This window comes from Streptomyces diversicolor, assembly GCF_057537855.1.
This window is the reverse complement of sequence record NZ_BAAJXA010000002.1, coordinates 261381-287116: the sequence shown is the minus strand read 5'-3', so window position 1 is coordinate 287116 and position 25736 is coordinate 261381. Positions and strand designations below refer to the sequence as shown.

Below are 25736 nucleotides of genomic sequence, written 5' to 3'. Positions count from 1 at the left end.
GGCTACCCGGGACCACACGACTTATGCACCATGGATTCCATGACGGATTCCACGACCGCCCGATTCCTCGAAGTGTCGCTGGTCGAACGGGATGTCCGGTGCACGGCCCGGCTTCTGGACGACCGCGCTCCGCTCACCTGCGCCGCGGTGTGGGACGCCCTGCCGCTGTCGGGTGACGTCTATCACGCCAAGTACGCGCGCAACGAGATCTACGCCCTCTTCCCGCCCCTCGCGGCGTCCGAGCCGCCCCTGGAGAATCCGACGGTCACTCCGATCCCCGGTGACCTCTGCTATTTCTCCTTCGCCGGCGCGGAACTGGGCACGCGCGCCTACGGCTACGACCGCGAGGTACGCGCCGGCGCCACCCTGGTCGACCTGGCCCTGTTCTACGAGCGCAACAACCTGCTGCTCAACGGCGACGTGGGCTGGGTGCCCGGCACCGTCTGGGGCGAGGTCGTCGACGGACTCGACCGGATGGCCGAGGCGTGCAACGACCTGTGGCGGTCCGGAGCGGCGGGGGAATCGCTCAGCTTCCGCCGCGTGTGAGCCCGGCCGTGTACAGCGTGTGGGCGGCGCGCAGCACCAGATCGTCCCGGTGCCGGGCCGCGACCAACTGGAGACCGATCGGCAGCCCCGCGCCGTCCGTCCCGACGGGCACGGTCGCGGCCGGCTGCTGGGTGAGGTTGAACGGGTACGTGAACGGCGTCCACCCCGTCCAGCGCCGGTGGCCCGAGCCCTTCGGCACCTCCGCGCCCGCCTCGAACGCCGTGATCGGCAGGGTCGGCGTGACCAGCAGGTCGTACCTCTCGTGGAAGCGGCCCATGCGCCGGCCGAGGTCCATGCGGACGTCCACTGCGGCCAGGTAGTCCAGCGCGGAGAGGCGGGCGCCCGCCTGGCAGATCTCGCGCAGCCCGGGGTCGAGCAGCGCCCGCCGGTCCGGCGGCAGCCCCTGCACCACCCGGGCGGCGCCGCTGAACCACAGGGTGTGGAAGGCGTCCACCGGGTCCGCGAGGTCGGGGTCTGTCTCCTCGACGTACGCGCCCGCGTCCGCGAGCCCGGCCACCGCCCGCCGCACCGCCGCCGCGACCGCAGGACGCACCGCCACCTGACCGCCCAGCGACGGCGAGTACGCCACCCGCAGCCCGTGCACGCCCTCGCCGAGGGCCGCCCTGAAGGGGCCGGGCGCCGCGGGCAGCGCCGACCAGTCCCGGGCGTCGGGCCGGCCGATGACGTCCAGCAGCAGCGCCGCGTCCGCCGCGTCCCGGGTCATCGGGCCCACATGGGACAGCGTGCCGAAGGCGCTCGGCGGATACAGCGGCACCCTGCCGTACGTCGGCTTCAGCCCGAAGATCCCGCAGAACGCGGCCGGGATGCGCACGCTGCCGCCGCCGTCCGTGCCCAGCGACAGCGGGCCCGCGCCGAGCGCCACCGCCGCCGCGCTGCCGCCGCTGGAGCCGCCCGCGGTGCGGGCGGGGTCGTACGGGTTGCGGGTCACCCCGGTCAGCGGGGAGTCGGTGACCCCCTTCCAGCCGTACTCGGGTGTCGTCGTCTTGCCGATGAAGACCGCGCCCTGCTCGCGCAGCCGGGCCACCGACGGCGCGTCCTCGGCCCACTCGCCGTCCGCCGGTACGGTCCGCGAACCCCGCAGGGTCGGATGGCCGCGCAGCAGCAGGATGTCCTTGACCGTCACCGGCACGCCGTCCACCAGGCCCGTCGGCTCCCCGCGCCGCCACCGCCCGGCCGACTCCCGGGCCCGGGCCAGTGCCTCCTCGTCCAGGAGCCGGACGAAGGCGTTCACCTCCGGCTGGATGCGCGCCGCCCGCTCCAGGGCGGCGGCGGTGGCCTCCACGGGGCTGAACTCGCCCGTGCGGTAGCCGTCGAGAAGTTGTACGGCGGTCAGGTCGGTCAGCTCCATGCACCCTCCCGGGGTCAGTGACCCGGTACGTATCCGCGCTTCTTGTCGACCACGTTCACCAGGGCCCGGCCGGCCGCCCACCGCTCGTACAACTCCACGAACTGGGAGCCCAGTTCGTCCCGCCAGCCGACCGTGTCGCCGCTCATGTGCGGGGAGACGATCAGCCCCGGCAGCCGCCACAGCGGGCTGTCCGGGGCAAGCGGCTCCGTGGCGAACACGTCCAGGGCCGCGCCCGCGATCCAGCGCCTGGACAGCGCCTCGGCAAGTGCTTCCTCGACGACCAGCTGCCCGCGGCCGACGTTGATGAAGTGCGCCGAGGGCTGCATCACACCGAAGCGGCGGGCGTCGAACATGCCGTGCGTCCGCTCGGTCAGCGGGGCCGCCGCGATCACCCAGTCCGCCCGCGCGATCAGCCGGTCCAGGTCGTCGGGGCCGTGTATGCCGGTGCGCGGGACGCGGCCGACGACCGCGGGCGTCACCTCCAGGGCCTTGAGCGTACGGGCGATGGTCCGGCCGATCGGCCCGGAGCCGACCACGCACGCGCGCGTGCCCGCCAGCCGCCGGGCCTCGCGGTGCCGCCAGGTCCGCTGCCGCTGGAGGTCCAGGGTGCGCGGGAGGTCCTTGGCGACGGCCAGCACGAGCGCCGCCACGTACTCGGCGATGGGCCGGTCGAAGATCCCGCGCGCGTTGGTCACCACGGTGTCCGACTCGGCCAGCTCCGGGCACATCAGATGGTCCACGCCCGCGCTCGCCGTGTGCACCCAGCGGGGGCGCGGGCCGCCGCCCGGCCAGGCATCGCGCACCGCGTACGAGGCGAAGTCCCACACCAGCAGGACGTCCGCCGTCGGCAGCAGCCCGGCCAGCGTGCGTGCGTCGGCGTGCACGACGCGGGCACGGCCGGTGAGCCGGCCGAGGCGGGGCGGCGGGTCGGCATCGAGCACGAGGAGCGTCGGTACGGACATCGACACACCGTTCTTCCGGGGTCCGTGGGGACTGGGGGAGGGGGCTGGGGGAGGGCGTCTGACATGGGCGGATTGACCACGCTCGCACCCGAACCTACCTTCGTCAACACGGGCGCACCCGCACTGTGTTGTTCCTCGTCGTCCGCCCGTTTTCCCCCGTGAGGCCGGTGTCTGCCATGGACGTCTCCTTTCTCGGCGGTCCCCGCCCGCAGCGCGGTGTCGGCGTGGTCGCCCCCTTCGACTTCGCGCTCGACCGGGAGCTGTGGCGCTGGGTGCCGGACGAGGTGTCGCTGCACCTGACGCGGACGCCGTATGTGCCGGTCGAGGTGAGCCTCGACCTGGCCCGGCTGGTCAGCGAGCACGAAACCCTCGGCGAGGCGGTCCGCGCGCTGACCGCCGTCGAACCCGAGGTGGTGGCCTACGCCTGCACGTCCGGCAGCTTCGTCGGCGGGATCGCCGGGGAACGGGCGATGGGGGAGGCGATGGTCCGGGCCGGCGCGGTGCCTGCCGTGACGACGTCCGGCGCGCTGCTGGAGGCCCTGGCCGAGCTGGGGGTGCGACGGGTGGCCCTGCTGACGCCGTACACCGAGTCGGTGACCCGCGCCCTGCGGGACTATGTGGCCGAGGCGCGGGTCCGGGTGACCGGGTGCGTCTACATGGGGCTGACCCGGTACATCTGGCGGGTGCCGTACCGGGACGTGGCCGCGATGGCGCGCCGCGCCGCGCGGGCGGGCGGCGCCGACGCCCTGTTCATCTCCTGCACCAACCTGCCCACGTACGACGTGATCCCCCAGCTGGAGGCGGAGCTGCGCATCCCCGTGCTCTCGGCCAACCAGGTCACGATGTGGGCGGCGCTGCGCCGACTGGGTACCCGAGCGGTAGGGCCGTACCAGGCGCTGCTGGACGAGGCGGCGCGCGGATGGCCCGTACTGCCGGAAGAACAGCAGGAGGGCTGGACATGACCGCACTCGGATTCCTCTACCCGGGGCACTCCGCCGAGGACGACTATCCGCGCACCGAGCAGCTCCTGGGCAGCGACATCCGGGTGGAGCTGGTCCACACCGACATCGGCGAGGACGCGCACCGGGTGGACGCGCTGCGGCGGATGGGGGCGCCGAAGCGGCTGGCGGCGGGCGTCGAGGCACTGCGCCTGGCGGGCGCGGAGGCGGTCGTGTGGGCGTGCACCAGCGGCAGCTTCGTGTACGGCTGGGAGGGCGCCCACGAGCAGGTACGCTCGCTGGCCCTGGCCGCGGGCATGCCGGCCTCCTCGACGTCCTTCGCGTTCGTGCACGCGCTGCGCGAGATCGGGGCGCGGCGGGTGGCGGTCGGCGCGACCTATCCGGACGACGTGGCCGAGCTGTTCGCGGACTTCCTGCGGGCCGCGGGCGCCACGGTGACCTCGGTGCGGCCGTCCGGGATCATCACGGCCGCGGAGGTCGGCGACTGGGGCGAGCGCGAGCTGTTCGACCTGGCCCGGCGGGCGGACCGGGCACAGGCGCAGGCGCTGCTGCTGCCGGACACGGCCCTGCACACGGTGGCCCACCTGCCCGCGCTGGAGAGGGAGCTGGGCAAGCCGGTCCTCACGGCCAACCAGGTCACGGTGTGGGAGGCCCTACGCCTGACGGACCGCAGGGTGAACGCCCCCACCCTGGGCTCCCTCTTCACCCACGAACCCATAGTCCAAGCCTGACCCCCCCGTCCCGGCCCGAGGCCCCGAAGGGGGCGCGGGGAACTGCGCGCCCAGCCACAACGTGGCCGCACCTGATGGACGGCAGGTGTCCCCCGAAGGGGCGCGGGGAACTGCGCGCTCAGCCACTACGGCGCCGCACCTGATGGACGACAGGTGTCCCCCGAAGGGGGCGCGGGGAACTGCGCGACCAGCCACAACGGTGCCGCACCTGATGGACGACAGGTGTCCCCCGAAGGGGCGCGGGGAACTGCGCGACCAGCCACTACGGCGCCGCAGCCACAACGGTGCCGCAGCCAAGGACCCGCGCCCGGGTGCACCGGAAACCGACCGGCCACGGCGATCGGGAATAAAACGGAGACTGCCTCCCGTTAACCCCCGGAGGACAGCGCACGGCGACATTCAGGAGGCACCACCGTGGCGGCAGACGAGATCCGGGGGACGGCGCACGGAACCGCCCCCGTCCCCCTCTCCGTACTGGATCTGGTGACCGTCGGGACGGGCAGCACCGCCACCGACGCGCTGCGCACCGCAGTCGAGCTGTCCCGGCTCGCCGAGGCGCGCGGCTTCCACCGGTACTGGGTCGCCGAGCACCATTCCATGCCGGGCGTCGCCTCCTCCTCGCCCGCGGTGATCCTCGCCCACCTCGCCGCCCACACGGAACGGATCCGGCTCGGCTCGGGCGGGGTGATGCTGCCCAACCACGCCCCCCTGGTCATCGCGGAGCAGTTCGGCACGCTGGAGGCGCTGGCGCCGGGCCGGATCGACCTCGGCCTTGGACGTGCGCCGGGCACCGACGGGGCCACCGCCGCCGCGCTGCGCCGCACCGACACCCTGAACGAGGGCGCCGACGACTTCCCGCAGCAACTGGCGGAGCTGACCCGGTTCCTGGACGACGACTTCCCCGACGGCCACCCCTACCGGCGTATCCACGCCGTTCCCGGCCCGGTGCAGGCCACCGCGCCCGGCGGTGTCCAGTCCCCGCACCGCCCGCCCGTCTGGCTGCTCGGCTCCTCCGGTTTCAGCGCCCGTCTCGCGGCCCTGCTCGGCCTGCCGTTCGCCTTCGCGCACCACTTCTCCGCGCAGAACACCGTCCCGGCCCTCGACCTGTACCGGGAGAACTTCCGGCCCTCCGACGTCCTGGACGAGCCCTACGCCCTGATCGGCGTCTCCACCCTCGCCGCGGACGACGAGCGGGAGGCACGCCGGCAGACCCGGGCGATGGCGCTGAACATGGTCCGGCTGCGCACCGGCCGCCCCGGCCTGTTCCCGGACCCGGAAGAGGCCGAGAAGCACGAATTCAGCCCGATGGAGGAGGAGTTCGTGCGGTCCTGGACGGGCAACATCGTGCACGGCGGCGCCGACGAGGTGCGCGCGGGACTGGACGCGCTGCACAAGCGCACCGGCGCCGACGAGTTGATGCTCACCTCGCACGCGCACCGCGGCGATCTGCGGCTGCGCTCGTACCAACTGATCGCGGACGCCTACGGGTTGCCCACCGCGTAGGACTGCGTCGACAGCAGTTCGGAGATGCGGTCCGGCGGCACCGGCCGGGAGTAGAGCCAGCCCTGGCCGGTGTCGCAGCCGATGTGCCGCAGCCGGGTCGCCTGCGCGGACGTCTCCACGCACTCGGCGGTCACCGTGAGCCCGAGCCGGTGCGCCAGCTGGATCATCGCCTCGACCACGACCTCGTCGGCCGGATTCGGCCGGTCGCCGGGGTCGTCGTACTGGAAGCCGCGTACGAACGAGCCGTCCAGCTTGAGGACCGACACCGGCAGCCGGCTCAGATACGCCAGGTTCGAGTAGCCGGTGCCGAAGTCGTCGATGGCGATCCGCACCCCCATGTCGCTCAGCGCCTGCAGGGCCTCCAGCGGGCGGCCCGCCGACCCCATCACCGCCGACTCGGTCAGCTCCAGCTGCAACAGGTGCGGGGCGAGGTCCGTGCGGGCGAGGGCGTCCGCCACATCGGCCACCAGGTCGGAGTCCCAGACCTGGCGCACCGCCACATTGACGCTCACGAAGATCGGCGGCTCGTCCGGGTGGTCCAGCTGCCAGCGGCGCGCCTGCCGGCAGGCGGTGACCAGCGCCCAGCGGCCGAGCGGCACGATCGAGCCGTCCTCCTCGGCGAGTCCGATGAACCGATTCGGCGTCAGCGTGCCGAACTGCGGGTGGTGCCAGCGGACCAGCGCCTCGACCCCGCGCAGCCGGCCGTCCTCCATGCCGACCAACGGCTGGTATTCCAGGGCGAATTCGCCGCGGTCGATGGCGGGGCGCAGGGCGGAGGAGAGGGCCTGCCGGGTCATCCGGTGCGCGTTGCGCTCCGGGTCGAACAGCGTCCAGCGGCCCTTGCCGTCGGCCTTCGCCCAGTACAGGGTCGTGTCGGCGGCCTGCATCAGGCCGGTGGCCGTCGTACCGGCCGTGTGCCGCTCGACCACGCCGATGGAGGCCGTCAGCGACAGCCGCCGGCCCGCGAGGTCGAAGGGGGCGCGGAGCGCGGTCAGTGCCGACTCGGCCAGCTCGGCGAGTTGGTCCGTGCCCGTCGAGTCCTCGACGAGCAGGGCGAATTCGTCGCCGCCGAGCCGCGCCACCAGCGGGGTGCCCGCCCGCCCGCTCCCGGCGTCGTCCGCGATCTGGGTCAGCCGCTCCGCGACGGCGGCCAGCAGCCGGTCGCCGACCCGGTGGCCGAGGGTGTCGTTGACCGCCTTGAAGCCGTCGAGGTCCAGGTAGCACAGTCCGACCCGGCCGGTGCCGCCCTGCTCGTAGGTGTCCGCCTCCAGCGCGGCCGTCAGCCGCTCGAAGAACAGCGTGCGGTTGGCCAGCCGGGTCACCGGGTCGTGCATCTGCAAGTGCCGCAGCCTGGCCTGGAGTTCGCGGCGGGCGCTGATGTCGGCGACGGAGAGCAGGACGCCGTGCTCGGCCTCGCCGAGCGGGGTGACGGTGACCTGCGCCCACACCGCGCGGCCGTCGGGCTGTTTCAGCCGCCGGGTGCAGCGCAGCTTCGCCTGCCGGCCGCGCAGCACCTCGCGGTAGGCGTGCCAGGCACGGGCGTCGGAGGTCAGGTCGACCAGGTCGGCCGCGACGCGTCCGGTCAGCGCGGCGGCGTCGGTGCCGAGCAGCGTGCCGAACGCCTCGTTGGCGCTGACCACCCGGCCGTCGCGGTCGACGATCGCCATGGACAGCGGGGCCGCCGCGAAGACCGAGCGGTAGGCGTGCGCCGGCGATCCGGCGGTCGGTCGCCGGGCACCCGAAGGCATACTGTTGTCACTCTCTGTGACGGCGGACCGGTCGAGGTCTGCCGCGGGCGTCGGCCCTTCGGACGTTCCGCTCACCGCTCGCTCCCGCAGTGCCACTCGATCTCTGTCCGTGCAGGAAAGTGTGCCGATCATAGAGGCTGGCCCGAGGGCCTTCCAGCCGACTTCCAGTGTCCCCGATCGACCCACGGTTCCGACAGATCGTTTCTGCCCGTGCCTGGACGAGTTCTTAGGGCCCGCGACCGCTTGTGACGTTCCGTGAGTGATTTGGGGCGTAGGCCATTCGAGGGTGTGACGGGTACTCACTCTTCTGGTGCAGACAAACAGGGCGTACTGGAGCAAAATCCCACAGGCTGGGTGCGGTGTCCGTGCAACCGCACCCGGAGGTCTCCCCTTGCCGCCCCATCTGCGCAGTGCCGCCGCCGTGTTCACCACGATGTCGGCGCTCGCCGCGACGTCGATCCTCACCGTCCCGTCGGTGGCCGAACCGTTCTCCACGACGCCGTGCGCCCTGCACCGGACCGACGCGCACCACTCCGAGGGAGTGGACACCTGGAACTCCTCCTATCCGCGCCCCACCCGCCCGCTCGACGCCGTGCTGGTGTTCCTCTCGTTCCCGGACTCGGCCCCGCGCAGCACGCCCGCCGAACTGGCCGCCGACCACTTCCCGGCCACCAGTCGCTTCTTCGAACAGGTCTCCTACGGCAGGTTCACCCTGCACCCGCATCCGCTGAAGCGCTGGATCCGCATGCCGCGCCCCTCGACGTCGTACGTCATAAGGCGTGACTGGAGCGAGGCGCAGCGGGCCGCCTATCTGCGGGACGCGTTCGCGGTGGCCGACCCGGACGTCGACTTCTCGCGCTACGACATCGTCTACTTCGTGGCCGATCCGGACGCGCCCGGCGTGGACTCCGACGCGACGAAGGTCGTCAACCTGGACACCCCGGTGCGGGTGGACGACACGGACGTACGCCGGGTCGTCACGGTCTTCGAGGAGCATCCGCCGGACCGGCTGGTCCTCGCGCACGAGACCGGGCATGTCTTCGACCTCCCGGACCTCTACCACCGTCCGGTGGACGGCAAGGGCGACTGGGACACATACGTCGGCGACTGGGACCTGATGGGAAGTCAGTTCGGGCTGGCGCCCGACCTGTTCGCCTGGCACAAGTGGAAGCTGGGCTGGCTGGATCCCCGCCAGGTGGTGTGCGTACGGGGGGCCGGGCCGACCCGGCTGACCCTGGAGCCGCTGGCCGCCGGTGAGCCGCCGGACGCCGGGGCCGCCGGGTCGCCGGCGTTCGGGCTGGGCGGCGGGGTGAAGCTGGCCGTCGTGCGCACCGGGGCCGACAGCGCGCTGGCCGTGGAGGCGCGCGGGCCCGCCGGGAGCGATCACGGGGTGTGCCGGCAGGGTGTGCTGGTGTACCGGGTGCACAGCGGTGCGGCGTCCGGAGGCGGCCCGATCGAGGTCGTGGACGCCCATCCGGGCACCGAGGCGTGCTGGGAGGGTTCGGTCTATCCGCCGCTCGCCGACGCCCCGGTCGCGCTCGGCGAGACCTTCACGGTGCCGGGGGACGGTGTCCGGGTGGAGGTGGAGGACCGGACGGTGTCCGGCGCCTGGACGGTGAAGATCACACCGAGGGTCAAGGGCTGAGCCGGGCGAAGAGGAGAGCGGTGAGGCCCCGCAGGGCGGGCCGGACGGTGCGGTCCTGGTGGGGCGTGCCGGGCGGCGCGGGGCCTGGTGAGGCGGGGCGGCCGTGTGGGACGGCCGTGGCGGAAACAGAGATGGCGAGGGGTTCGCGGGTGATGCGAACATGCCTCGCCATCGTCGTCGTGCGCCGCCAGGGACTCGAACCCCGGACCCGCTGATTAAGAGTCAGCTGCTCTAACCAACTGAGCTAGCGGCGCCTGCTGACGTCGTAGACCTTAGCACCCTGGTCGGCGGGAGGAAAAATCGATATCCGCACGGTTTCCCGGGCCGCCCGGACCGCCGCCCAGAGCATCACCTCGGGGCGGGGCAGCCACGGGTGCCGGGTGTCGGGGGCGACCAGCCAGCGGGAGCCGTCGCGGGCGGCGGACCCCTCGCCGTCCGGGGCGCGCAGGGCCGGTACGGTCACCGCGTCCCCGGCACCGTGGCACAGCAGCGGCGGCACGCCCCAGGTGCGGCCGTGGCAGCCCCATTCCTCCCAGGCCAGCAGTGAGGGCAGGCGCTGGGCCGTGCCCGGGGCGGCGAACAGAAGCACCCGGCCCCGCAGGACCGCGACCGGACCGGACCCCGGGCCCTCGGCCCACAGCCGGTCCAGCATCCGGCGACCGAAGATCGCGGGTGCGTTCACCACGTCGAAGGCGGTGCCGCAGGGCAGGACGAGCGGGGCGTCGGGCCGCTCCTCCCACAGTGCGAGGGTGCTGCGAGGATACGTTCCTGCGGAGGCGAGCCAGGCGGCGCCGTCGGTGGTGACCTCCCGTGTGCTGTTCATGGCCCCTAGATCTACCGCCCGTGAAAGTTCCGTCGCTGTGAGTTGCGGAAATTCGGGGACGGCAGGATGGAAGGGGGGTATCTTGCCACCTGGCATATGCGGTGGTGCAGGGGTGGTGACGGGGTGGTGGCGGTTCGGTGGCATCGGCCCCCGGCGTCGCCGGGCGTCACACGGGATCGGCGGTGCCGCGGCCCTCGGCGTCGGCCCCGCGCATCAGGTCCCGGCCGAACTCCACCATCTTCTTCGCGTAGTCCTCGGTCCACTCCGCACGCTCGGCGATGTCCGCGGGCGTCAGCCGGTCGAAGCGGCGCGGGTCGGCCAGCTGGGCCGCCGCGATGGCCTGGTACTCCACGGCTCGGTCGGCGGCGGCGCGGAACGCCTGGGCCAGCTCGGTCGCGCGCGCCAGCAGGGCTCGGGGGTCGTCCATCGACTCCAGGTCGAAGAAGTGCTCGGGATCGGCGACCGCCGCCACGGGCTCGAAGAGCAGGGGCGCGGGGCGTAGCCGCGGTTCGTTCCGACGCGGCGTGGGCTCCGCCATGTCTCGTCCTCCTCGTACGTCTTCCTGGGCCGCCCCTCAGGCTGCACCCCCTCCATTCTCCCCCGCCCCCCACAACCCCGTAACGCCCACACTTCCCCCCTCGCCACCCCGGCCCCCGCCCAGAGCGGTCACGGCCGCGCGCGGAGCGCCGCGCGCCCTTGTGGTGCACGCCACCGGAAACCGCCCCCTCGCCTACCTCGGCGAAGCGGGTCCCGCTACCGCGACCTGTCATGGCTGCCAGGGGACTCGGTGTTCCGTCAGATGGGACAGTACGGCGTGGTTGGCTTCCCAGCCGTCCGGGAACTTGACCAGGGTGCCCAGCTGGACCGGGTCGGTTGACGGATATTCGTCCAGGAGCTCGGCCACGCCCGCCCGGCACACCACGATGCAGGCGTGCCGGTGCCGGGAGGCGAGCACGCACAGGCGGCCCGTCTCCAGGTGGAAGGCGGTGGCGTCGGGGCGGCCGGACAGCGGGTGGAGCACCACCGTGACGTCGTACTCCCGGCCCTGCAACCGGTTCGCCGTGTCGACCGTGACGTCGGCCACGCCCAGCTCGGCCAGCGCCGCCCGTACCGCCGCCGCCTGGTCCCGGTGCGCCGTGCCGACGGCGATCCGGCCCGCGGTGAGTGGGACCGGCCCCTTGCCGCGCTCGGAGGTCGCCGCGCCCCCGCGGTCCAGCAGCCGGCGCACGACCGCGGCCACCGCCCGTACCGCCTCCGGATCCGTGCGCGGTGTGTGCCGGGCGGGCAGTTCCAGCAGGCCCCAGCCCGAGGCAGCCGCCTCGTCGATCACCCGGTCGGGTCCCGAGCCGTCGGACGGCACGGCGAAGACGAGCCCGCGGTCGCCGTGGTCCGTGCCGCTGCGGAACGGCGTGTACGGATAGAACGCGTCCGAGATCAGGGGCGCCGCCGAGGCCGGCAGCCGCCAGGACACCGGCAGCCGGTGCTGCGGCAGTTCGGGGTTGTGCGCGAGCAGCGTCGTCACCGCGGACGCCGACGGGTCGTACGACAGCCCCGCCCACTGCTCGCTGCCCACGATCGCGAACGGGTCCAGCTGGCCCGGGTCGCCCACGAACAGCGCCCGTTCGAACAGGGCGGCCACCGCGAGCAGCGCGTCCGAGCGCATCTGGTACGCCTCGTCGACGATCGCGTGCCGCCACGGCTCGTCCACCGTGACATGCGCCCATTTCGCGGCCGTGGACAGCACCACAGAAACGTCGGCCAGGTCCGCCGCCTTCGCCGAGGTGCGCACGTTCGGCAGCTCGTCCAGCGCCTTGTCGTACGGGTCGGCGTCGCTGCTGTGCAGTCGGCCCACGGGCAGCTCGGGGTTCTTCTCGGCGAGCCGCAGGACCAGATCGTCGACCTGCGCGTTGGTCTGCGCGACCACCATCAGCGACCGCCCGGCGTCGGCGAGTTCGAGCGCGGCACGGACCACGAGCGTGGACTTGCCCGCGCCGGGCGGGGAGTCGACGACCACGCCCCGGTGCTCGCCGTGCACGGTGTCGTTCAGGATCGCCTCGGTGGCCCGGGCCGCGGCGGCACCGGGGTCGAAGGTGCCCGCCGTCCTGGCCGCGGTCACAGTACGTCCTCCTCGGTGACGGGATCGGCGGCCTCCGGCACGGCCTCGCCGGGCGGCCCGCCGTGCGTCCACGGGGTCCGCTCGGGGTCGGGCAGCTTCGCCCCGCCGCGCTGGTCGTGCTCGAACAGCGTGAAGCACAGCCGGTCGCCCTTCTCCGGCACGGACCCGGCCTCGGGCTCCTTGCCGCGGCCCATCTTGTCCAGGACGCGCAGCACGATCAGCCCCTCGCCCTCGTATTCGACGAACTCCGCCGACTGCGGTCTGCCGCCCAGCGAGCGGTACGCCTTCGCCCGCTCCCCGAGGTGCGGACGGTCGTCCGTGCGGACGGTGACCAGCGGGCGCGGACTGGGCCGCTTCCCCTCGCTGTACGCCATGACCACATCCGTGACCTCGCCCGCGAACGCCTCCCCGGCCAGCCGCCGGCCGGCCATCACCAGCGGGTCGTCGAGCGCTTCCTGAGCCTCAAGGCGGGCCTGTTCGCGCTCCCGCGCGGCCAGCTTGTTCGCCGCGGTGACCGCGTCGTCGCGGCGCGGCTGCGGGGGCTCGCCGGCCCGCACCCGGTCGCGGTGGCCGGTGAACGACCAGCGGTCCCGGGTCCACCGCTCCTCGACATGCGCGCCCTCGGGCAGCGCCCGCAGCAGGTCGAGTCCGCGCCACACGGCGTCCCAGGTGGGCCGCGTACGGCTCTCGACCAGGGCGTGGATCTCCCGTTCGGCTGCCGTGACCGCACGGAGCCGTGCCTCGGCCTCCAGGCCGTCCTCGGCGGCGGCCAGCGCCGTGCGGGCGCGGTGGTGGCGCTCGATGGCGGGGGCCAGCAGCCGGTTGTCGAACGCCGGGTCGGTGGCGGGGCCCGCGGGCGGGTGCAGCAACTGCCCTGCGGTGTCCCGCGCCCGCTCCACCCGCTCGGCCGCCGCGGCGCCCGACTCGCCGTCGGGCGGATCGATCCAGGCCAGCAGCGCGCCCAGGTGCTGGTCCTCCAGGCTGGACTGGCCGGTCGACCAGTGCCGGGCCAGCACGTCGGTCAGCGCGAGCAGCAGCGAGGAGCCGGGCACCCGGGCGCGCTCCCCGAAGTGGGTCAGCCACCGGCCGAGCAGCGGCACCCGCGGCGGCGCGGGGTACGGCGCCTGCGGATCCTGCTCGGCCGTGCGGCGAAAGCGCGTGGAGCGGCCCAGCAGCCGTACGAAGTCGACGCCCGCGCGGCTCGGCACGATCAGCTGGGGCGCGTCCGCGCACAGCTCCGTGACCACCTTGACCCGTTTGCCGCTCTCCGGGTCGGTCTCGGTGCGCTCCGCGTCCTCGACCCGGTCGGCGTAGCCGTCGAGGTACGGCAGGACGACGTCGGCGAGTTCGGCGAAGAAGGCGAAGCGCAGATCACGGTCGCGCGGCTGCGGCACGACCAGCAGCCGGGGCGCGTCACGGTCGGTGCCGACCAGGGCGCCGAGCGGGGCACCGGCCTCGCCTGCGGTGGTCAGCGGCACGAACACCAGGGGCCGGTCGGACAGGTGACGGTGGCGCACGGTGGCGGCGGGCCGGGCCCGGCCGCAGCTCACGGCCTCCAGCCGGCCGAGGGCGGCGATCAGCGACAAGGGGCCACCTCCCGGCCGGCCCGCGCTCCGGGAAGCGCCGACTCGCCCGAGGCGGCCTCGCCCGGTGCCGACTCGGCCGCTGCCGCCTCGCGCAGCGCCTCCGTGCGCAGGGCCGCCGCACGGCGCAGCGCGGCGACCGCCGGATCGTCCGGGTCGCCGCTCGCGCCCCGGGCCGCCGACAGCACGTCCTCGACCGTGGCCAGACCGCCCAGCTCGGCGCGCAGCGGACGGCCGAGCGCGGTGACCGCGCCGGCCGCGCGGGAGCGTGCCCGGCAGTGGAAGGCGAGTTCGCAGGCGGCCAGGCACTCGGGCGCGTACGTCGCCGGCACCGAGTCGACCGCGGCCGTCAGCTCGGCGGCGGGCCGGTCCAAGGCGAAGCAGGTGCCCTCGGGCAGGGCGTCGGCGATGTCCTGGATGCGGGTGAGCCGGGCCAGCTGGCGGGCGGTGACGGCGCGCTGCTTGCGGACGTCGACGGCACAGGCGGCGGGCAGGTTGGAGAAGTCCTTGGGGCAGACCAGGAGGATCCGGTGGCGCACCCGCGGGGCCGGGTCGAGGCGGGCGGCGACCTCCTCAAGGGCCAGCACGTACACCGCGGCCTGCCGGGCGGCGGCGCCCACCTTCGCCGGGTCCGCCGCGCCGTCCAGCATCGGGAAGGACTTGATCTCCACGACGGACCAGCTGCCGTCCGGGTGCACGACCACCGCGTCCGGTTCCAGGAACGTGGCGGAGCCCGCGACGTCGAGCGCCAGCATCGGATGGTCGAGCAGCGTCCAGGTGCCCGGGGCGGCCGTGGCCTCGCGCAGCGCCAGCGCCGTACGGGCCGTGCGCCCCTCGGGGCCGATCGCGGACAGATCGGGGACGGCGGCCTGCCGCGGCGGCTCGGCGGCCGGATCCAGCGCGGTGTGCACGAGCCGCAGCAGTTCGGCGCCGTCGTCGGCCTTCACCCGCGCCTCGAAGGCGTTGCCCCGGGTCAGGGCGAACTGGGACTGGCCGAAGACGGCCGGCGCGCCCAGCGCCTCGGCCAGCGCGGTCTTGTCGATCCCGGCGCTGTCCAGGATCGCCCGCCTGCGGCAGCCCGGGTTCGCGGCGAGCGCGGCGAGGGCGCGCGCGTCCAGCGCCTTGGCCGGGACGTCGGGGCCGCCGCGCAGTTCAGCGAGTCTTCCCCAGACTCTCGACTTCGCCGGGGTGGGGGACATCCCAGTCCTGACGGCCGTCTCCCGCGTCCCCGGGGGAGCCGTCCGGCCCGGCTCCGGACCCGAGCCGATCCTCGCGCTGCCGTGGAAATCGTTCACCCGTCGAAGTCTGGCATCCGCCACCGACAATCGGGGAACCAGCGCCGCCGGAGCGGCCCGTGACGGCGGGGGCGGCCGGGGCGAACCTGGCCCGCAGCGCGTTCTGGGCCTGGGCCACGGCCGGCGCGAGACGGGCCCGCGCCGCGGCGACGGCCCGCGTCACATACGGCGCGAGCAGCAGCCCGGCGCCCATCACGACCGCGCCCGCGACCGCGTCCAGCAGATAGTGGTTGGCGGTGCCCATGACCACGATCGTGGTCAGCAGCGGATAGACCACGCCGAGGACCTTGGTGAGGCGGGTGCCGCCGTACCGCCACAGCATCACCCCGCACCACAGCGACCAGCCGACGTGCAGGCTCGGCATGGCCGCGTACTGGTTCGTCATGCTGCCAAGACCGCGCGGGGCGCTGGCCTGGCCGCCCCACCAGCCGTACGAGCTGTACTGGGCCATCGTGTCGACGAACCCGTGTCCCGGCGAGAGCAGCCGGGGCGGGCAGGTGGGCAGCAGGGTGAAGCCGATCAGGCCGATGAACGTGGACGTCATCAGCCAGGTGCGGGCCGCGCGGTAGTGGGCGGCACGGAACCGGAAGACCCAGATCAGGATGACCGGCGTGACCAGGTAGTGCAGGGACGCGTACCAGAAGTCGGCGGGCACCCCGAGCCACGCCTCGCGCGTGAACAGCCGGTTGAGCGGATGCTCGGCGTTGATGCGCAGGAACTGCTCGATGCGCAGGATCGCCAGCCCGTGGTCGACGGCGGTCGAGACGTCCCCCCGGGCGAGCAGCCGGCCGGCCGAGTAGCAGCCGTACACCAGCAGGATCAGCGGCAGTTCGGTCCACCACCGCAGCCGGAGCCGCGAGAGCACCCCGGTGCCCGGTGTCTCGGTCTGCGGCATCCGATCGCCCTCCCCCTCTTCCCGCGCGGCGCCCCGCGGGCCGACCGTGCCACTTTACGGTGTACGTGGTCCGCCCGTGCGGGGGGCGTTCCAGCACTCAAAGACGCTGTGATCGCCCGCCGGGTTGCCCCCGCCTGGCGTGCGCGATGATGGACGGGTTCCGCTTCGGCGGCCTCCCGCCGCCCGTCCCGAAAGGTCCCCCTCATGGCACCGCGCATCCTGTTGGCCCGGCACGGACAGACGCAGTGGTCGCTGTCCGGCCAGCACACCGGCAGGACCGACGTGCCGCTCCTGGAGGAGGGGCGCCGGGGCGCCAAGCTGCTCGGCGAACGGCTGCACCGGGCGCCCCTGGAGGGCCTGCCCGGGGCCGAGGTGCGCACCAGCCCGCTGGCACGCGCGCGTGAGACCTGTGAACTCGCCGGGTTCGGCGAGCGGGCCGATGCCTGGGACGCGCTCCTTGAATGGGACTACGGCGCCTACGAGGGCATGACCCCCGCCGAGATCCAGGCCGTCCGCCCGGGCTGGCTCATCTGGCGCGACGGCGTCCCCGAGGGGGAGAGCCCGGCCGAGGTGACGGCCCGCGCGGACGAGGTGGTGGCCTGGGCCCGCTCGGCGGACCGCGACGTCCTGGTCTTCGCCCACGGGCACATCCTGCGCTCCATAGGGGCGCGGTGGCTGGGCCTGCCCCTGGACTTCGCCGCACGCATCCGCCTCAACCCCACGTCCCTGTCGGTCCTCGGCTGGGCGTACGGCGAACCGGCGATCGACAGCTGGAACGACCAGGGGCATCTCGCCGAGTGAGCGCCGTCACACACCGCGCGGCAGTGCGGCGTGCCGCTCCAGGAACTCCGAGACCCCGAAGGCCCCGCGGTGCGGCAGCAGCACGCGTGCCGTCCCGGCCAGCATCGTCTGGATGCGGGACGACTGGACCTGGTCCAGCAGCTCAAGGACCCGCAGCCCGGCCTGCGCGGCCTCGTCGGGCAGGCCCCCGCGCGCGAGGTCGTCGGCCAGTTCCGCCGTGTACAGGGCGATGTTCCGGGTGAAGTGCGGGTCCTGGAGCCGGGCCGCGCGGCGCGCGTGCCGGGCCGCGCGCGGCCAGTCGCCCAGCGTCGACCAGCACTGGGCCTCAAGCCCTTCCAGTTCGGCCTCTCCGTAGAACGTCATCCACTCGGGGTCGGCGTCCGAGCGGCCTCGCGCGAAGAGGGCGTGCGCGCGGGCCAGCGCCTGTTGGCAGCCGGTGCGGTCGGCGAGCCCGGCCCAGCCGCCCGCCTCGCGCAGCGCGAGCAGCGACATCAGGCGCGCGGAGCCGAGCGAGCGCCCCGCCCGCTGCGCGGCCTGCGCCGCCCGCACCGCCTCGCGCGGCCGTCCGGCGTCCCGCGCGAGGAACGCCGTGTTGCAGAAGGCGTGCGCCTCCAGGGCCGGGTCCCCGGTCACCCGGGCGGTCGCCAGCGCCTCCGCGTAGTGCGAGCGCGCGTCGTCGAAACGGCCGGAGTCGTGCGCCAGCCAGCCCACCGAGATGGCCAGTTCACCGGCGCCCGAGTGCAGCCGGTCGACCGTGGCCTGCCGGGTCGCACCGGCGTCCAGCAGCGCGTACGCGGCGCGCAAGGGGGCCGCCGCGCGCCGGTAGAGGCCGTCGGCGCCGTGCCGGTCGTCCAGCAGCCGGATCCGGCGGACGGCCTCTTCGAGGGCGGCGGCCTCCGCCGATCCGGCGCGCCGCGGCGGCCGGTCCGCGGGCGCGGCCGCGGCGTCGATGGTGAGGCCGAAGGGCCCCAGGGCGGCGGCCACCGTGGCGCCCCCGCCGGTCATGAATGCGCGACGCAGCACGTCGCTCTCCTCGTGGTTCTCGTGCGTCTCGTACGGGTTCTGCGGGTCCTGCGTGTCATACGGCTCGACGGCCGCCCCCGTGGCACCCGCGGCGGGCACCGGGTCGGTGCCGCGCGAGGGTGCCGGGTTCCCGGCCGGGCGTGCCCCGCGTCCGCGGACGGACGACCGGGGCGCGAAGCCGAGGTCGGCGAGCGTGCGGCCGGGGAACATGTGCAGGAACACCCGTTCGTACGCGTAGTTCGGGCAGCGGATCTCACCCGCCTCCACCCGGCCGACGTAGCGCGCGTCACAGCTCACCCGCTCACCGATCTCGCGAGCGGCACGCCGTACCAGCGCCGCGAACTCGGCGGGTGAACGCCGGCCGCGCAATCGCCGGAAGGCGAGGTTCGGCCGCGGTGGCCGATCGGGCTGTGACGAGGTCACCGTTGACGACGCCATGGCCGGGGGGTCCTCTCTGCGAACCGTCGAACCATGCCGGATCCGAGGTGAGTTGTGCGTGTGGCATCCTGTTCCGGCGAGCAAGAACGTACCGGTTGTGACGGTCCCGCCACGCAGTGTTTGGCTACAAATCGGATATCTGCCCCACGATCTGCCATGAACTGCCATCCTTTGCGGCGGACTTGCGCGTAGCTGTTGACGCTCTGCCGCGTTGAACCGGGTGGACTGCAGGAGGCTGCGTGGTGGAGGCCGGGATGGAGACCAGCCGGAGCAACGATCCTTGTACCTCGTCGCGAGCGGCGTGCGACCTCGTGACGGTGCCGACCCGGCAGGGGTTGGAGGCCGTCGACATCCTTCGGCGGGGGGCCGCGGACGGCGTGGGCCCCGTGCTGCACGACGACGGGGGCGGCACCCTCGGCTTCCTCGTGCCGCCCGGCACGGCGGCCGCCTGGGACGTCCCGGGCAGCACCTGCACCGAGACCGACGGGCGCGGCCTGAGCCTGAACCCCGAGCCCCCGGTGGAGGGTTCGGACTGGCTCGTACCCCCCGGCGAGGCCGACCCCGCCACGGACCCGACGATGCTGCGCCGCGCCCTCGGGGAGGCGGCCCGCCTGATCAAGGCAGCGGACAGCTGCCGCTGAACGCGCCGCCGCCGGGGCGGGTTTGGGCCGCCGCCCGCCCACCCGGCGGCCCGCAGCGGCCAACCTTCGGCGTGAACGCCCGCCGTCGGGGTTGGTCTGCGTCGTCGCCCGACTGCGTGGCGGACCACGGCGGTCGACCTTCGGTGTGAACGCCCCGCCGTTGGGGCTGGTCTGCGTCGTCGCTCCCCGGCGGACCGCAGCGGCCGGCCTTCGGCGTGAACCCCCGCCGTCGGGGCTGGTCTGCGTCGTCGGCTGACTGCGCGGCGCCCCGTGGCCCGCAGCGGCCGGCCGGCCAGCGAGGCCGACCTCGCTACGGACCCGACGGTGCTGCGCCGCGCCCTCGGGGAGGCGGCCCGCTTGATCAAGGCGGCGGACAGCTGCCGCTGAACACGTCGCCGTCGGGGCGGGTTTGCGCCGCCGGCCGACAACGCGGCGGCCTCTGTGGACCGCGGGGGGTGGCCTTCGGTCGGACCCCGGGGCGGGGCGGCCTTCCGACCGACCCCCGGTCCGCCCAGTCCCGCCGCCGGTGGCACCGTGGCCGGGCGGGTGGCGCTGCCCGCGCGTCTTCGGGCACCCGCGTCGTCCGTACCGGGTCGCCGGACGCCCGCACCGGGCCCCCGCGGTGTGCACACTGGGCCCCTCGCCAGCGCGTGCACCGGGCCGGTCGCTGTGCGCGTACCGGGCCCTCGCGGTGTGCGCACCGGGCCCATCGTCGGCGCGTGCACCGGGCCGGTCGCTGCTCGTGCACCGGGCCAGTCGGTGTGCGCGTACCGGGCCGGTCGCGCGGTGTGCGCAGCCGTGGTGAGGGTGCGCGTCCCGGGCGGTTGCGGCGTGCGCACTGGGCCGGTTGCGGCTTGCGTGCCCGTGGTGGAGGTGTGCGTAGTGGTCGGCGCCCGCGGGGGCCGTGTGGGCGGCGCGTCCGTGGTCGGTGGGTGGCTGCGAGAATGAGGGGGTGGGCAGGGCAAGGAATTCTCGGCGCGGGGCGGCGGCCGCCGATGCCGTCGCGGAGAGCGTCGACGGCGGGCTGGCGCAGCTGATACCCGACCCGGACCGCGGACGGGCCTGGACGCTGCTGATCGACGGGGCCCCGCAGTCGCACGTCGACCTGGACGACCCCACCCACCTCTCCTTCGAGTACCAGCGCCGGCTCGGACACGTCGTCGACCTGGCAGGACCGCCCGGAAAGCCGCTGCGCGCCGTGCACCTCGGCGGCGGCGCCTGCACCCTCGCCCGGTACGTCGCCGCCACCCGCCCCCGCTCCACCCAGCAGGTGGTCGAACGCGACGCACGCCTTGTCGAACTCGTCCGCGGAAGACTGCCGTTGGACCCGGCCGCCCGGATCCGCGTGCGCTCGACGGACGCGCGCGCGGGCCTCGCCAAGGTCCCGGACGGCTGGGCCGACCTGATCGTCACCGACGTGTTCAGCGGCGCCCGGACCCCCGCCCACCTCACCTCGACCGAATTCCTCGACGAGGTCCGCCGCGCGCTGGGCCCCACCGGCGTCTACGCCGCCAACCTCACCGACGGCCCACCGCTCGCACATCTGCGCGGCCAGATCGCCACAGCCGCCGCCCGGTTCGCCGAGGTCGCGCTGGTCGCCGACCCGGCGGTGCTGCGCGGCAAACGGTTCGGCAACGCGGTCCTGATCGCCGCCGACCGCCCGCTGCCGGTCGCCGAACTCACCCGCCGTACCGCCTCCGACCCGCACCCCGGCCGGGTCGAACACGGCAAGCCGCTCACCGACTTCACCGGCGGCGCCACCCCCGTCACGGACGCGGCGGCAACGGCTTCCCCACCCCCACCCCCCTCAGCCTTCCACTGACCCCTGCGGTTCCCGTCCGTGGCCGAGCCGGCGGCTTCGCGTCGGTCGAACTCGTCGGGCTCCGGGCCCGGTTCCTGGTGGCTTTTGTGCGGGCGGACCCGATGCCTCCGTGCCCGGCGAACTCGCTGCCCCCGCCTCCGCCGCCCCGCGGTCCCCGCGTCCGCCTCCCCGCGTACGCCTCCCGCGGTCCCCGGTCCGCGCCGACTTGGCGGTCGGCCGCTGCGATCGGTCGGTCCGGTGGACTCGGCGCCCTGTCAGCTCGACGGTCTCGGTGGCGGGGCGGCGCGGCACTGCGTTCGCGGGGCCGTCAACCGCCGTGCTCCGGCGGCCGAGCCGGCGGGGCTCAGTAGGTGCCGATTTCCACGCGGGGCGGGCCGTCATGCCATGTGCAGAAGACCGATACCCGGTCCGCGCCGCGGGTGAATTCCACGCGGATCCAGCTCTCCGTCTTCCACACCTGCATCGACCACCCCGTGCCCGGGGTCGCCGAGACCAGGGACGCGCTCGTCTCCCCAAGGTCGAACACCGCACGCCCGCCGTCGGTGTCGTAACCCCTGACCCGGCCGGCGGCGGTGGGGGACGGCGACGGCGTGGGACTGCTCGGCGCGCTACGGGCGGGCGCCGGCGTGCGCCGCGCGGAAGCGGAAGGCGTGTCCGACGGCGTGCTGGGCGGCTGCCGAGCGGGCGTCCGCGAGGGGGACGGCGGCCGTGCGGTCGCCGGCACCAGCGGCTTCGCGCCCTGCGTGGTCGCGTCGGCCGCCGTGATGGGCAGGGCGCGGGGCGGGTCGTACGCGGTCCCCGCCATCACCGTGTGCACCCCCCACCACGACAGCGTGACCGCCGCGCCCGTGGCGAGCGACCACGCCAGTACGTGTACGAGTCCTCTGCGCATCGTCGGCCATACTGCCCCACCCGCCCCACGGACCGCACCCGGCGGGAGTTGTCCACAGGCCCCGGACCGCGTGGGCCGCATGGCGTACGGTGCGGCGCATGGCAAGTGTGCTCGTGGTCGAGGACGACCAGTTCGTACGCTCGGCGCTCATCCGGCACCTGACCGACGCCTCGCACACCGTGCGCAGCGTCGGCACGGCGCTGGAGGCGCTGCGCGAGGTCGCCCATCTCCGCTTCGACGTGGTCGTCCTCGACCTCGGACTGCCCGATCTGGACGGGTCCGAGGCCCTGAAGATGCTGCGCGGCATCACCGACGTACCCGTGATCATCGCCACCGCCCGGGACGACGAGGCGGAGATCGTCCGGCTGTTGAACGCGGGCGCGGACGACTATCTGACCAAGCCGTTCTCGGTCGACCACCTGTCCGCGCGCATCGCCGCCGTCCTGCGCCGGGCCCGCGCGGCCCTGGCCGGCGCCGCACCGCCCTCCGTGCTGCGCGTCGGCGGTCTGAGCGTCGACCCGCTGCGCCGCCAGGCCGAGTTGGACGGCGTACGGCTCGACCTGACCCGCCGCGAGTTCGACCTGCTCGCCTTCCTCGCCGCCCGGCCCGGCGTCGTCGTACCCCGCAGGGAACTGCTCGCCGAGGTCTGGCAGCAGTCGTACGGTGACGATCAGACCATAGACGTCCATCTGTCCTGGCTGCGCCGGAAGTTGGGGGAGACGGCCGCCCGGCCGCGCTATCTGCACACCCTGCGGGGCGTCGGCGTGAAGCTTGAGCCGCCGGGAGGGGGGTCCGCGCCATGAGGTGGGCCCTGGTCAAGGTGTGTCTCGCGGTCACCACGATGGTCGTGGTCGCCTTCGCCGTGCCGCTCGGACTGGTCATCAAGGAGATGGCCCGCGACCGCGCCTTCTCCAACGCGGAGCGCGAGGCCGCCGCCCTCGCCCCCGCGCTGTCCATCACCACCGACCGGGGCAAGCTGGAGCGGGTGGTGGCCTCCGCGGGCTCCGACTCCGGGATGGCCGTGCACATACCGGCCGTGGACGGCACCGCCGCCGTCGACATCGGCCGGCGGCGCGCCGCCGACCGGGACATCGGCACCGTGCGCCGGCTGGGCCGTGCCTCCACCACCGAGGTGCCGGGCGGTTCGACGCTGCTCCAGCCGGTCGCGCTCAGCTCGGGTGCCATCGCGGTGGTGGAGGTGTTCGTCCCCGACTCCGACGTCGGCAAGGGCGTCGGCACCGCCTGGGGCGTCCTCGCCGCGGTCGGCGTCGCCCTGGTCCTCGGCTCGGTCGCGGTGGCCGACCGGCTCGGCGTGCGGATGGTGCAGCCGGCGCAGCGGCTGGTCGAGGGCGCGCACGAGCTGGGGGAGGGCAAACTGGGGGCGCGGGTGCCCGAGGACGGGCCGAACGAACTGCGGCTGGCCGCGGTCGCGTTCAACTCCATGGCCGACCAGGTCGTCCAGCTCCTCGCCAACGAGCGGGAACTGGCCGCGGACCTGTCCCACCGGTTGCGCACGCCCCTGACCGTGCTGCGGCTGAACGCGGCCTCGCTGGGCGAGGGGCCCGCCGCCGACCAGACCCGGGCCGCTGTCGAGCAGTTGGAGCGCGAGGTCGACACCATCATCCGCACCGCGCGGGATGCCAAGCCGCAGACGGCCGCGGCCGGGCCGGGAGCGGGCTGTGACGCGGCCGAGGTGGTCCGGGAGCGCATGGCGTTCTGGTCCGCGCTCGCCGAGGACGAGGGCCGCAAGTGGCGGGTGGCCGGGGTGGAGCGTCCGGTGCGCGTCCCGGTGGCCCGCGCCGACCTGGCCGCCGCGCTCGACGCGCTGCTCGGCAACGTCTTCCGGCACACCGCCGAGGGCACGGCGTTCGCGGTCGACGTGCACAACGGCGAGGACGCGGTGATCGTGCTGGTGTCCGACGCGGGCCCCGGCATATCCGACCCGGAGGCGGCGCTGGCCCGCGGCCGTGGCTCCGGCAGCGACGGCTCGACCGGACTGGGTCTGGACATCGTGCGCAGGCTCGCCGAGTCCACCGGCGGTGACGTGCGGATCGGCTCGTCGGTGCTGGGCGGCACCGAGGTGCGCCTCTGGATCCAGCTGGCCGGGCGGGAGCCGGTGCGCCGAGGACACCGCGGCGCGGTCCGCCGCCGAAGACGCCCGGCCGTGCACTGACACGCCCCCGCCCGTCCCCGCTCCCGGCCTCGACCTTTAACCGCCCCCGATGCCTTCCTTAAGCGCACCCTAAGAACCGCAACGCCCGTCCGGATCAAGTACTTTGCCCGATTCCGGCTCGCTAGCGTGCTGCCGCACCCACCCCCCGCGAACAGCGAAGGCAGGCACGCGCATGAGCACGCACCGGCGCAGGATCACAGGCGGGCACAAGGCGTTGGGCGGTCTCGTGGCGGCAGCGGCGGTCGCCGGCGGTGCCGTCCTGCTCACCGGCACCGCGCAGGCGGCCGGCGTCGGCGCCGCGTACACCAGGACCAGCGACTGGTCGACGGGATACACCGCGCAGTACGTCGTCACGAACAACAGCGGCGGGCCGCAGCGGGACTGGACGCTGGAGTTCGACCTGCCGGCCGGCACGAAGCTCGGCTCGCTGTGGAACGGCGAGTCGAGCGTGAACGGCCGGCATGTCACGGTGAGGCCGCCCAAGTGGCAGACCGACGGCCTGGCGGCCGGCGCATCGCTCACCGTCGGTTTCGTGGTCAACGGCACGGCCGACCCCACCGGTTGTCTGATCGGCGGGGCGAAGTGCTCGGCGGACGGGGCCGCGACGCCCGAGCCGAGCGGCCGCCCGAGCCACGCACCCACCCCGACCGCGACGCCGTCCTTGCCGGACCGGGCGACCCCGCCCGCCACGGGCGGCCCGTCCCTGTCCGGGAGCACCGGCACCGGCACGGCCGCCGGCGCGGGCTTCGCCCCATACGTCGACACCTCCCTGTATCCGGCCTTCGACCTGTCGGCGAGCGCCGCGGCGACCGGAGTGAAGGACTACAACCTCGCCTTTGTCACCGACGGCGGCGGCTGCACCCCCAAGTGGGGCGGCGTGACGGACCTGTCGGGCGACGGCGTCGCCGCGCAGATCGGCGCCCTGCGCGCCGAGGGCGGCGACGTCCGGGTCTCCTTCGGCGGCGCCTCCGGCTCCGAACTGGCGACGACCTGCACCTCGGCCGACGCGCTGGCGGCGGCGTACGGCAAGGTGGTGGACGCGTACGGGCTCACGAAGGTCGACTTCGACGTGGAGGGCGGGGCGCTGCCCGACACCGCGGCCAACACCCGGCGCGCCCAGGCCATCGCCCGGCTCCAGGCCCGGCACCCCGGCCTCGACGTCTCCTTCACGCTGCCCGTGATGCCCGAGGGCCTCACCCAGGACGGCGTGAACCTGCTGGCCGACGCCAGGTCCAACGGCGTGCGCATCGGCACCGTGAACATCATGGCGATGGACTACGGCGCCGCGTACAGCGGTGACATGGGCGACTACGCCGAGCAGGCGGCGACCGCGACACAGGCGCAGATCAAGAGCGTGCTCGGCCTCTCGGACGGCGCGGCGTGGCAGGCGGTCGCGGTCACCCCGATGATCGGCGTCAACGACGTCTCCTCCGAGGTCTTCACGGTCGACGACGCCGCTCAGCTCGTCGACTTCGCCACATCAAAGGGCCTCGGCGGGCTGTCCATGTGGTCCGCGACCCGCGACAAGCAGTGCGCGGGCGGCAGCAGGCCCACCGCCGACGCCACCTGCAGCTCGATCGTCCAGGACCCGTTCGCCTTCTCCAAGGCGTTCGCCGCCTACCGCTGACCCGAGCCCCTTCACCACCGCCCGACCCGAGGCCCTTTGGGGACACGGGGGCGGCGCCCCGGCCGGCATCCCCCCACCCGGCCGGGGCGCCGGTATGTCCGCGGTCGTGATCGGATCGTACTGACGGCCCGCGAAGTCCACGGG

The 25736-nt window shown here is 74.3% G+C and carries 22 protein-coding genes and 1 tRNA gene; 11 read left to right on the top strand and 12 right to left on the bottom strand.

The features are described from left to right. Positions 1–30: 30 nt before the first annotated feature. The gene (locus AC27LF_RS03170) at positions 31–546 is read left to right on the top strand and encodes a DUF3830 family protein (RefSeq protein ID WP_479655961.1); all 516 of its coding nucleotides are present in this window, start codon (positions 31–33) and stop codon (positions 544–546) included. Here the strand turns inward: AC27LF_RS03170 and AC27LF_RS03165 are convergent. Both AC27LF_RS03165 and AC27LF_RS03160 read right to left on the bottom strand, forming a co-directional pair. Continuing rightward, positions 527–1915 carry an amidase gene (locus AC27LF_RS03165; protein WP_479655962.1) on the bottom strand — a complete coding sequence of 463 codons (1389 nt, stop codon included), beginning with the start codon at positions 1913–1915 and terminating at the stop codon, positions 527–529. The genes AC27LF_RS03170 and AC27LF_RS03165 overlap by 20 nt on opposite strands. A gap of 14 nt (positions 1916–1929) precedes the next feature. After that, complete coding sequence (locus tag AC27LF_RS03160) at positions 1930–2877, bottom strand: D-2-hydroxyacid dehydrogenase (RefSeq protein WP_479655963.1); 948 nt, start codon at positions 2875–2877, stop codon at positions 1930–1932. 176 nt (positions 2878–3053) lie between these two features. Between AC27LF_RS03160 and AC27LF_RS03155 the strand changes: the two genes are divergently transcribed. From AC27LF_RS03155 to AC27LF_RS03145, 3 genes are all read left to right on the top strand, one after another. Then, positions 3054–3839 carry a maleate cis-trans isomerase family protein gene (locus AC27LF_RS03155; RefSeq protein ID WP_479655964.1) on the top strand — a complete coding sequence of 262 codons (786 nt, stop codon included), beginning with the start codon at positions 3054–3056 and terminating at the stop codon, positions 3837–3839. Continuing rightward, on the top strand, positions 3836–4567 hold the full coding sequence (locus AC27LF_RS03150) for a maleate cis-trans isomerase family protein (RefSeq protein WP_479655965.1): 732 nt from the start codon (positions 3836–3838) through the stop codon (positions 4565–4567). Before AC27LF_RS03155 ends, AC27LF_RS03150 begins: the two co-directional genes overlap by 4 nt. A 414-nt stretch (positions 4568–4981) precedes the next feature. Continuing rightward, positions 4982–6070, top strand: a complete 1089-nt coding sequence (locus AC27LF_RS03145; protein ID WP_479655966.1) for an LLM class flavin-dependent oxidoreductase — start codon at positions 4982–4984, stop codon at positions 6068–6070. Here AC27LF_RS03145 and AC27LF_RS03140 read toward each other — a convergent pair. Continuing rightward, positions 6049–7893, bottom strand: a complete 1845-nt coding sequence (locus AC27LF_RS03140) for a putative bifunctional diguanylate cyclase/phosphodiesterase (RefSeq protein WP_479655967.1) — start codon at positions 7891–7893, stop codon at positions 6049–6051. The genes AC27LF_RS03145 and AC27LF_RS03140 overlap by 22 nt on opposite strands. 358 nt (positions 7894–8251) lie before the next feature. Between AC27LF_RS03140 and AC27LF_RS03135 the strand changes: the two genes are divergently transcribed. Beyond that, positions 8252–9463, top strand: coding sequence for a M6 family metalloprotease domain-containing protein (locus AC27LF_RS03135; RefSeq protein WP_479656173.1), 1212 nt, complete (start codon positions 8252–8254; stop codon positions 9461–9463). Positions 9464–9643: 180 nt separating this feature from the next. Here AC27LF_RS03135 and AC27LF_RS03130 read toward each other — a convergent pair. The 7 genes from AC27LF_RS03130 to AC27LF_RS03100 form a co-directional block, all read right to left on the bottom strand. Continuing rightward, positions 9644–9717 (bottom strand) — tRNA-Lys (locus AC27LF_RS03130). After that, positions 9708–10382, bottom strand: a complete 675-nt coding sequence (locus AC27LF_RS03125; protein WP_479655968.1) for a bifunctional DNA primase/polymerase — start codon at positions 10380–10382, stop codon at positions 9708–9710. Before AC27LF_RS03125 ends, AC27LF_RS03130 begins: the two co-directional genes overlap by 10 nt. Before the next feature lie 70 nt (positions 10383–10452). Continuing rightward, positions 10453–10824: a hypothetical protein gene (locus AC27LF_RS03120; RefSeq protein ID WP_388719011.1), complete on the bottom strand. Its 372-nt coding sequence runs from the start codon at positions 10822–10824 to the stop codon at positions 10453–10455. 228 nt (positions 10825–11052) lie between these two features. Further along, positions 11053–12402, bottom strand: coding sequence for an AAA domain-containing protein (locus AC27LF_RS03115; protein WP_479655969.1), 1350 nt, complete (start codon positions 12400–12402; stop codon positions 11053–11055). Then, the gene (locus tag AC27LF_RS03110) at positions 12399–13988 is read right to left on the bottom strand and encodes a hypothetical protein (RefSeq protein WP_479655970.1); all 1590 of its coding nucleotides are present in this window, start codon (positions 13986–13988) and stop codon (positions 12399–12401) included. Before AC27LF_RS03110 ends, AC27LF_RS03115 begins: the two co-directional genes overlap by 4 nt. Continuing rightward, positions 13979–15184, bottom strand: coding sequence for a hypothetical protein (locus AC27LF_RS03105; RefSeq protein ID WP_479655971.1), 1206 nt, complete (start codon positions 15182–15184; stop codon positions 13979–13981). Before AC27LF_RS03105 ends, AC27LF_RS03110 begins: the two co-directional genes overlap by 10 nt. Beyond that, positions 15138–16175, bottom strand: a complete 1038-nt coding sequence (locus tag AC27LF_RS03100) for a phosphatase PAP2 family protein (RefSeq protein ID WP_479655972.1) — start codon at positions 16173–16175, stop codon at positions 15138–15140. The genes AC27LF_RS03105 and AC27LF_RS03100 overlap by 47 nt, the downstream gene beginning before the upstream one ends. Before the next feature lie 204 nt (positions 16176–16379). On the opposite strand from AC27LF_RS03100, the gene AC27LF_RS03095 reads away from it, so the two are divergent. After that, on the top strand, positions 16380–16976 hold the full coding sequence (locus AC27LF_RS03095; RefSeq protein ID WP_479655973.1) for a histidine phosphatase family protein: 597 nt from the start codon (positions 16380–16382) through the stop codon (positions 16974–16976). A gap of 6 nt (positions 16977–16982) precedes the next feature. On the opposite strand, the gene AC27LF_RS03090 is transcribed toward AC27LF_RS03095, so the two are convergent. Continuing rightward, a complete protein-coding gene (locus AC27LF_RS03090) occupies positions 16983–18437 on the bottom strand; it encodes an NsdA family TPR-like regulatory protein (protein WP_479655974.1) in 1455 nt (484 codons plus the stop codon). Between the two features lie 254 nt (positions 18438–18691). On the opposite strand from AC27LF_RS03090, the gene AC27LF_RS03085 reads away from it, so the two are divergent. Both AC27LF_RS03085 and AC27LF_RS03080 read left to right on the top strand, forming a co-directional pair. Next, on the top strand, positions 18692–19078 hold the full coding sequence (locus tag AC27LF_RS03085; RefSeq protein ID WP_479655975.1) for a hypothetical protein: 387 nt from the start codon (positions 18692–18694) through the stop codon (positions 19076–19078). A gap of 952 nt (positions 19079–20030) precedes the next feature. Next, a complete protein-coding gene (locus tag AC27LF_RS03080; RefSeq protein WP_479655976.1) occupies positions 20031–20900 on the top strand; it encodes a spermidine synthase in 870 nt (289 codons plus the stop codon). A 343-nt stretch (positions 20901–21243) separates the two neighbouring features. On the opposite strand, the gene AC27LF_RS03075 is transcribed toward AC27LF_RS03080, so the two are convergent. Beyond that, positions 21244–21792 carry a hypothetical protein gene (locus AC27LF_RS03075; protein ID WP_479655977.1) on the bottom strand — a complete coding sequence of 183 codons (549 nt, stop codon included), beginning with the start codon at positions 21790–21792 and terminating at the stop codon, positions 21244–21246. Positions 21793–21890: 98 nt separating this feature from the next. Between AC27LF_RS03075 and AC27LF_RS03070 the strand changes: the two genes are divergently transcribed. From AC27LF_RS03070 to AC27LF_RS03060, 3 genes are all read left to right on the top strand, one after another. Further along, a complete protein-coding gene (locus AC27LF_RS03070) occupies positions 21891–22595 on the top strand; it encodes a response regulator transcription factor (protein ID WP_479655978.1) in 705 nt (234 codons plus the stop codon). Further along, positions 22592–23965 (top strand): sensor histidine kinase, encoded by a 1374-nt coding sequence (locus AC27LF_RS03065; RefSeq protein WP_479655979.1) that lies wholly within the window; start codon positions 22592–22594, stop codon positions 23963–23965. Before AC27LF_RS03070 ends, AC27LF_RS03065 begins: the two co-directional genes overlap by 4 nt. A gap of 172 nt (positions 23966–24137) precedes the next feature. Continuing rightward, complete coding sequence (locus tag AC27LF_RS03060; RefSeq protein WP_479655980.1) at positions 24138–25592, top strand: glycoside hydrolase family 18 protein; 1455 nt, start codon at positions 24138–24140, stop codon at positions 25590–25592. Positions 25593–25736 lie beyond the last annotated feature (144 nt).

Bases quoted from the DNA above. Each gene is read 5' to 3' on its own strand.
- AC27LF_RS03170 (WP_479655961.1), top strand. From the start codon at position 31: ATGGATTCCATGACGGATTCCACGACCGCCCGATTCCTCGAAGTGTCG.
- AC27LF_RS03165 (WP_479655962.1), bottom strand. From the start codon at position 1,915: ATGGAGCTGACCGACCTGACCGCCGTACAACTTCTCGACGGCTACCGC.
- AC27LF_RS03160 (WP_479655963.1), bottom strand. From the start codon at position 2,877: ATGTCCGTACCGACGCTCCTCGTGCTCGATGCCGACCCGCCGCCCCGC.
- AC27LF_RS03155 (WP_479655964.1), top strand. From the start codon at position 3,054: ATGGACGTCTCCTTTCTCGGCGGTCCCCGCCCGCAGCGCGGTGTCGGC.
- AC27LF_RS03150 (WP_479655965.1), top strand. From the start codon at position 3,836: ATGACCGCACTCGGATTCCTCTACCCGGGGCACTCCGCCGAGGACGAC.
- AC27LF_RS03135 (WP_479656173.1), top strand. From the start codon at position 8,252: ATGTCGGCGCTCGCCGCGACGTCGATCCTCACCGTCCCGTCGGTGGCC.
- AC27LF_RS03125 (WP_479655968.1), bottom strand. From the start codon at position 10,382: ATGCCAGGTGGCAAGATACCCCCCTTCCATCCTGCCGTCCCCGAATTT.
- AC27LF_RS03120 (WP_388719011.1), bottom strand. From the start codon at position 10,824: ATGGCGGAGCCCACGCCGCGTCGGAACGAACCGCGGCTACGCCCCGCG.
- AC27LF_RS03105 (WP_479655971.1), bottom strand. From the start codon at position 15,184: ATGTCCCCCACCCCGGCGAAGTCGAGAGTCTGGGGAAGACTCGCTGAA.
- AC27LF_RS03100 (WP_479655972.1), bottom strand. From the start codon at position 16,175: ATGCCGCAGACCGAGACACCGGGCACCGGGGTGCTCTCGCGGCTCCGG.
- AC27LF_RS03095 (WP_479655973.1), top strand. From the start codon at position 16,380: ATGGCACCGCGCATCCTGTTGGCCCGGCACGGACAGACGCAGTGGTCG.
- AC27LF_RS03090 (WP_479655974.1), bottom strand. From the start codon at position 18,437: ATGGCGTCGTCAACGGTGACCTCGTCACAGCCCGATCGGCCACCGCGG.
- AC27LF_RS03085 (WP_479655975.1), top strand. From the start codon at position 18,692: ATGGAGACCAGCCGGAGCAACGATCCTTGTACCTCGTCGCGAGCGGCG.
- AC27LF_RS03075 (WP_479655977.1), bottom strand. From the start codon at position 21,792: ATGCGCAGAGGACTCGTACACGTACTGGCGTGGTCGCTCGCCACGGGC.
- AC27LF_RS03070 (WP_479655978.1), top strand. From the start codon at position 21,891: ATGGCAAGTGTGCTCGTGGTCGAGGACGACCAGTTCGTACGCTCGGCG.
- AC27LF_RS03065 (WP_479655979.1), top strand. From the start codon at position 22,592: ATGAGGTGGGCCCTGGTCAAGGTGTGTCTCGCGGTCACCACGATGGTC.
- AC27LF_RS03060 (WP_479655980.1), top strand. From the start codon at position 24,138: ATGAGCACGCACCGGCGCAGGATCACAGGCGGGCACAAGGCGTTGGGC.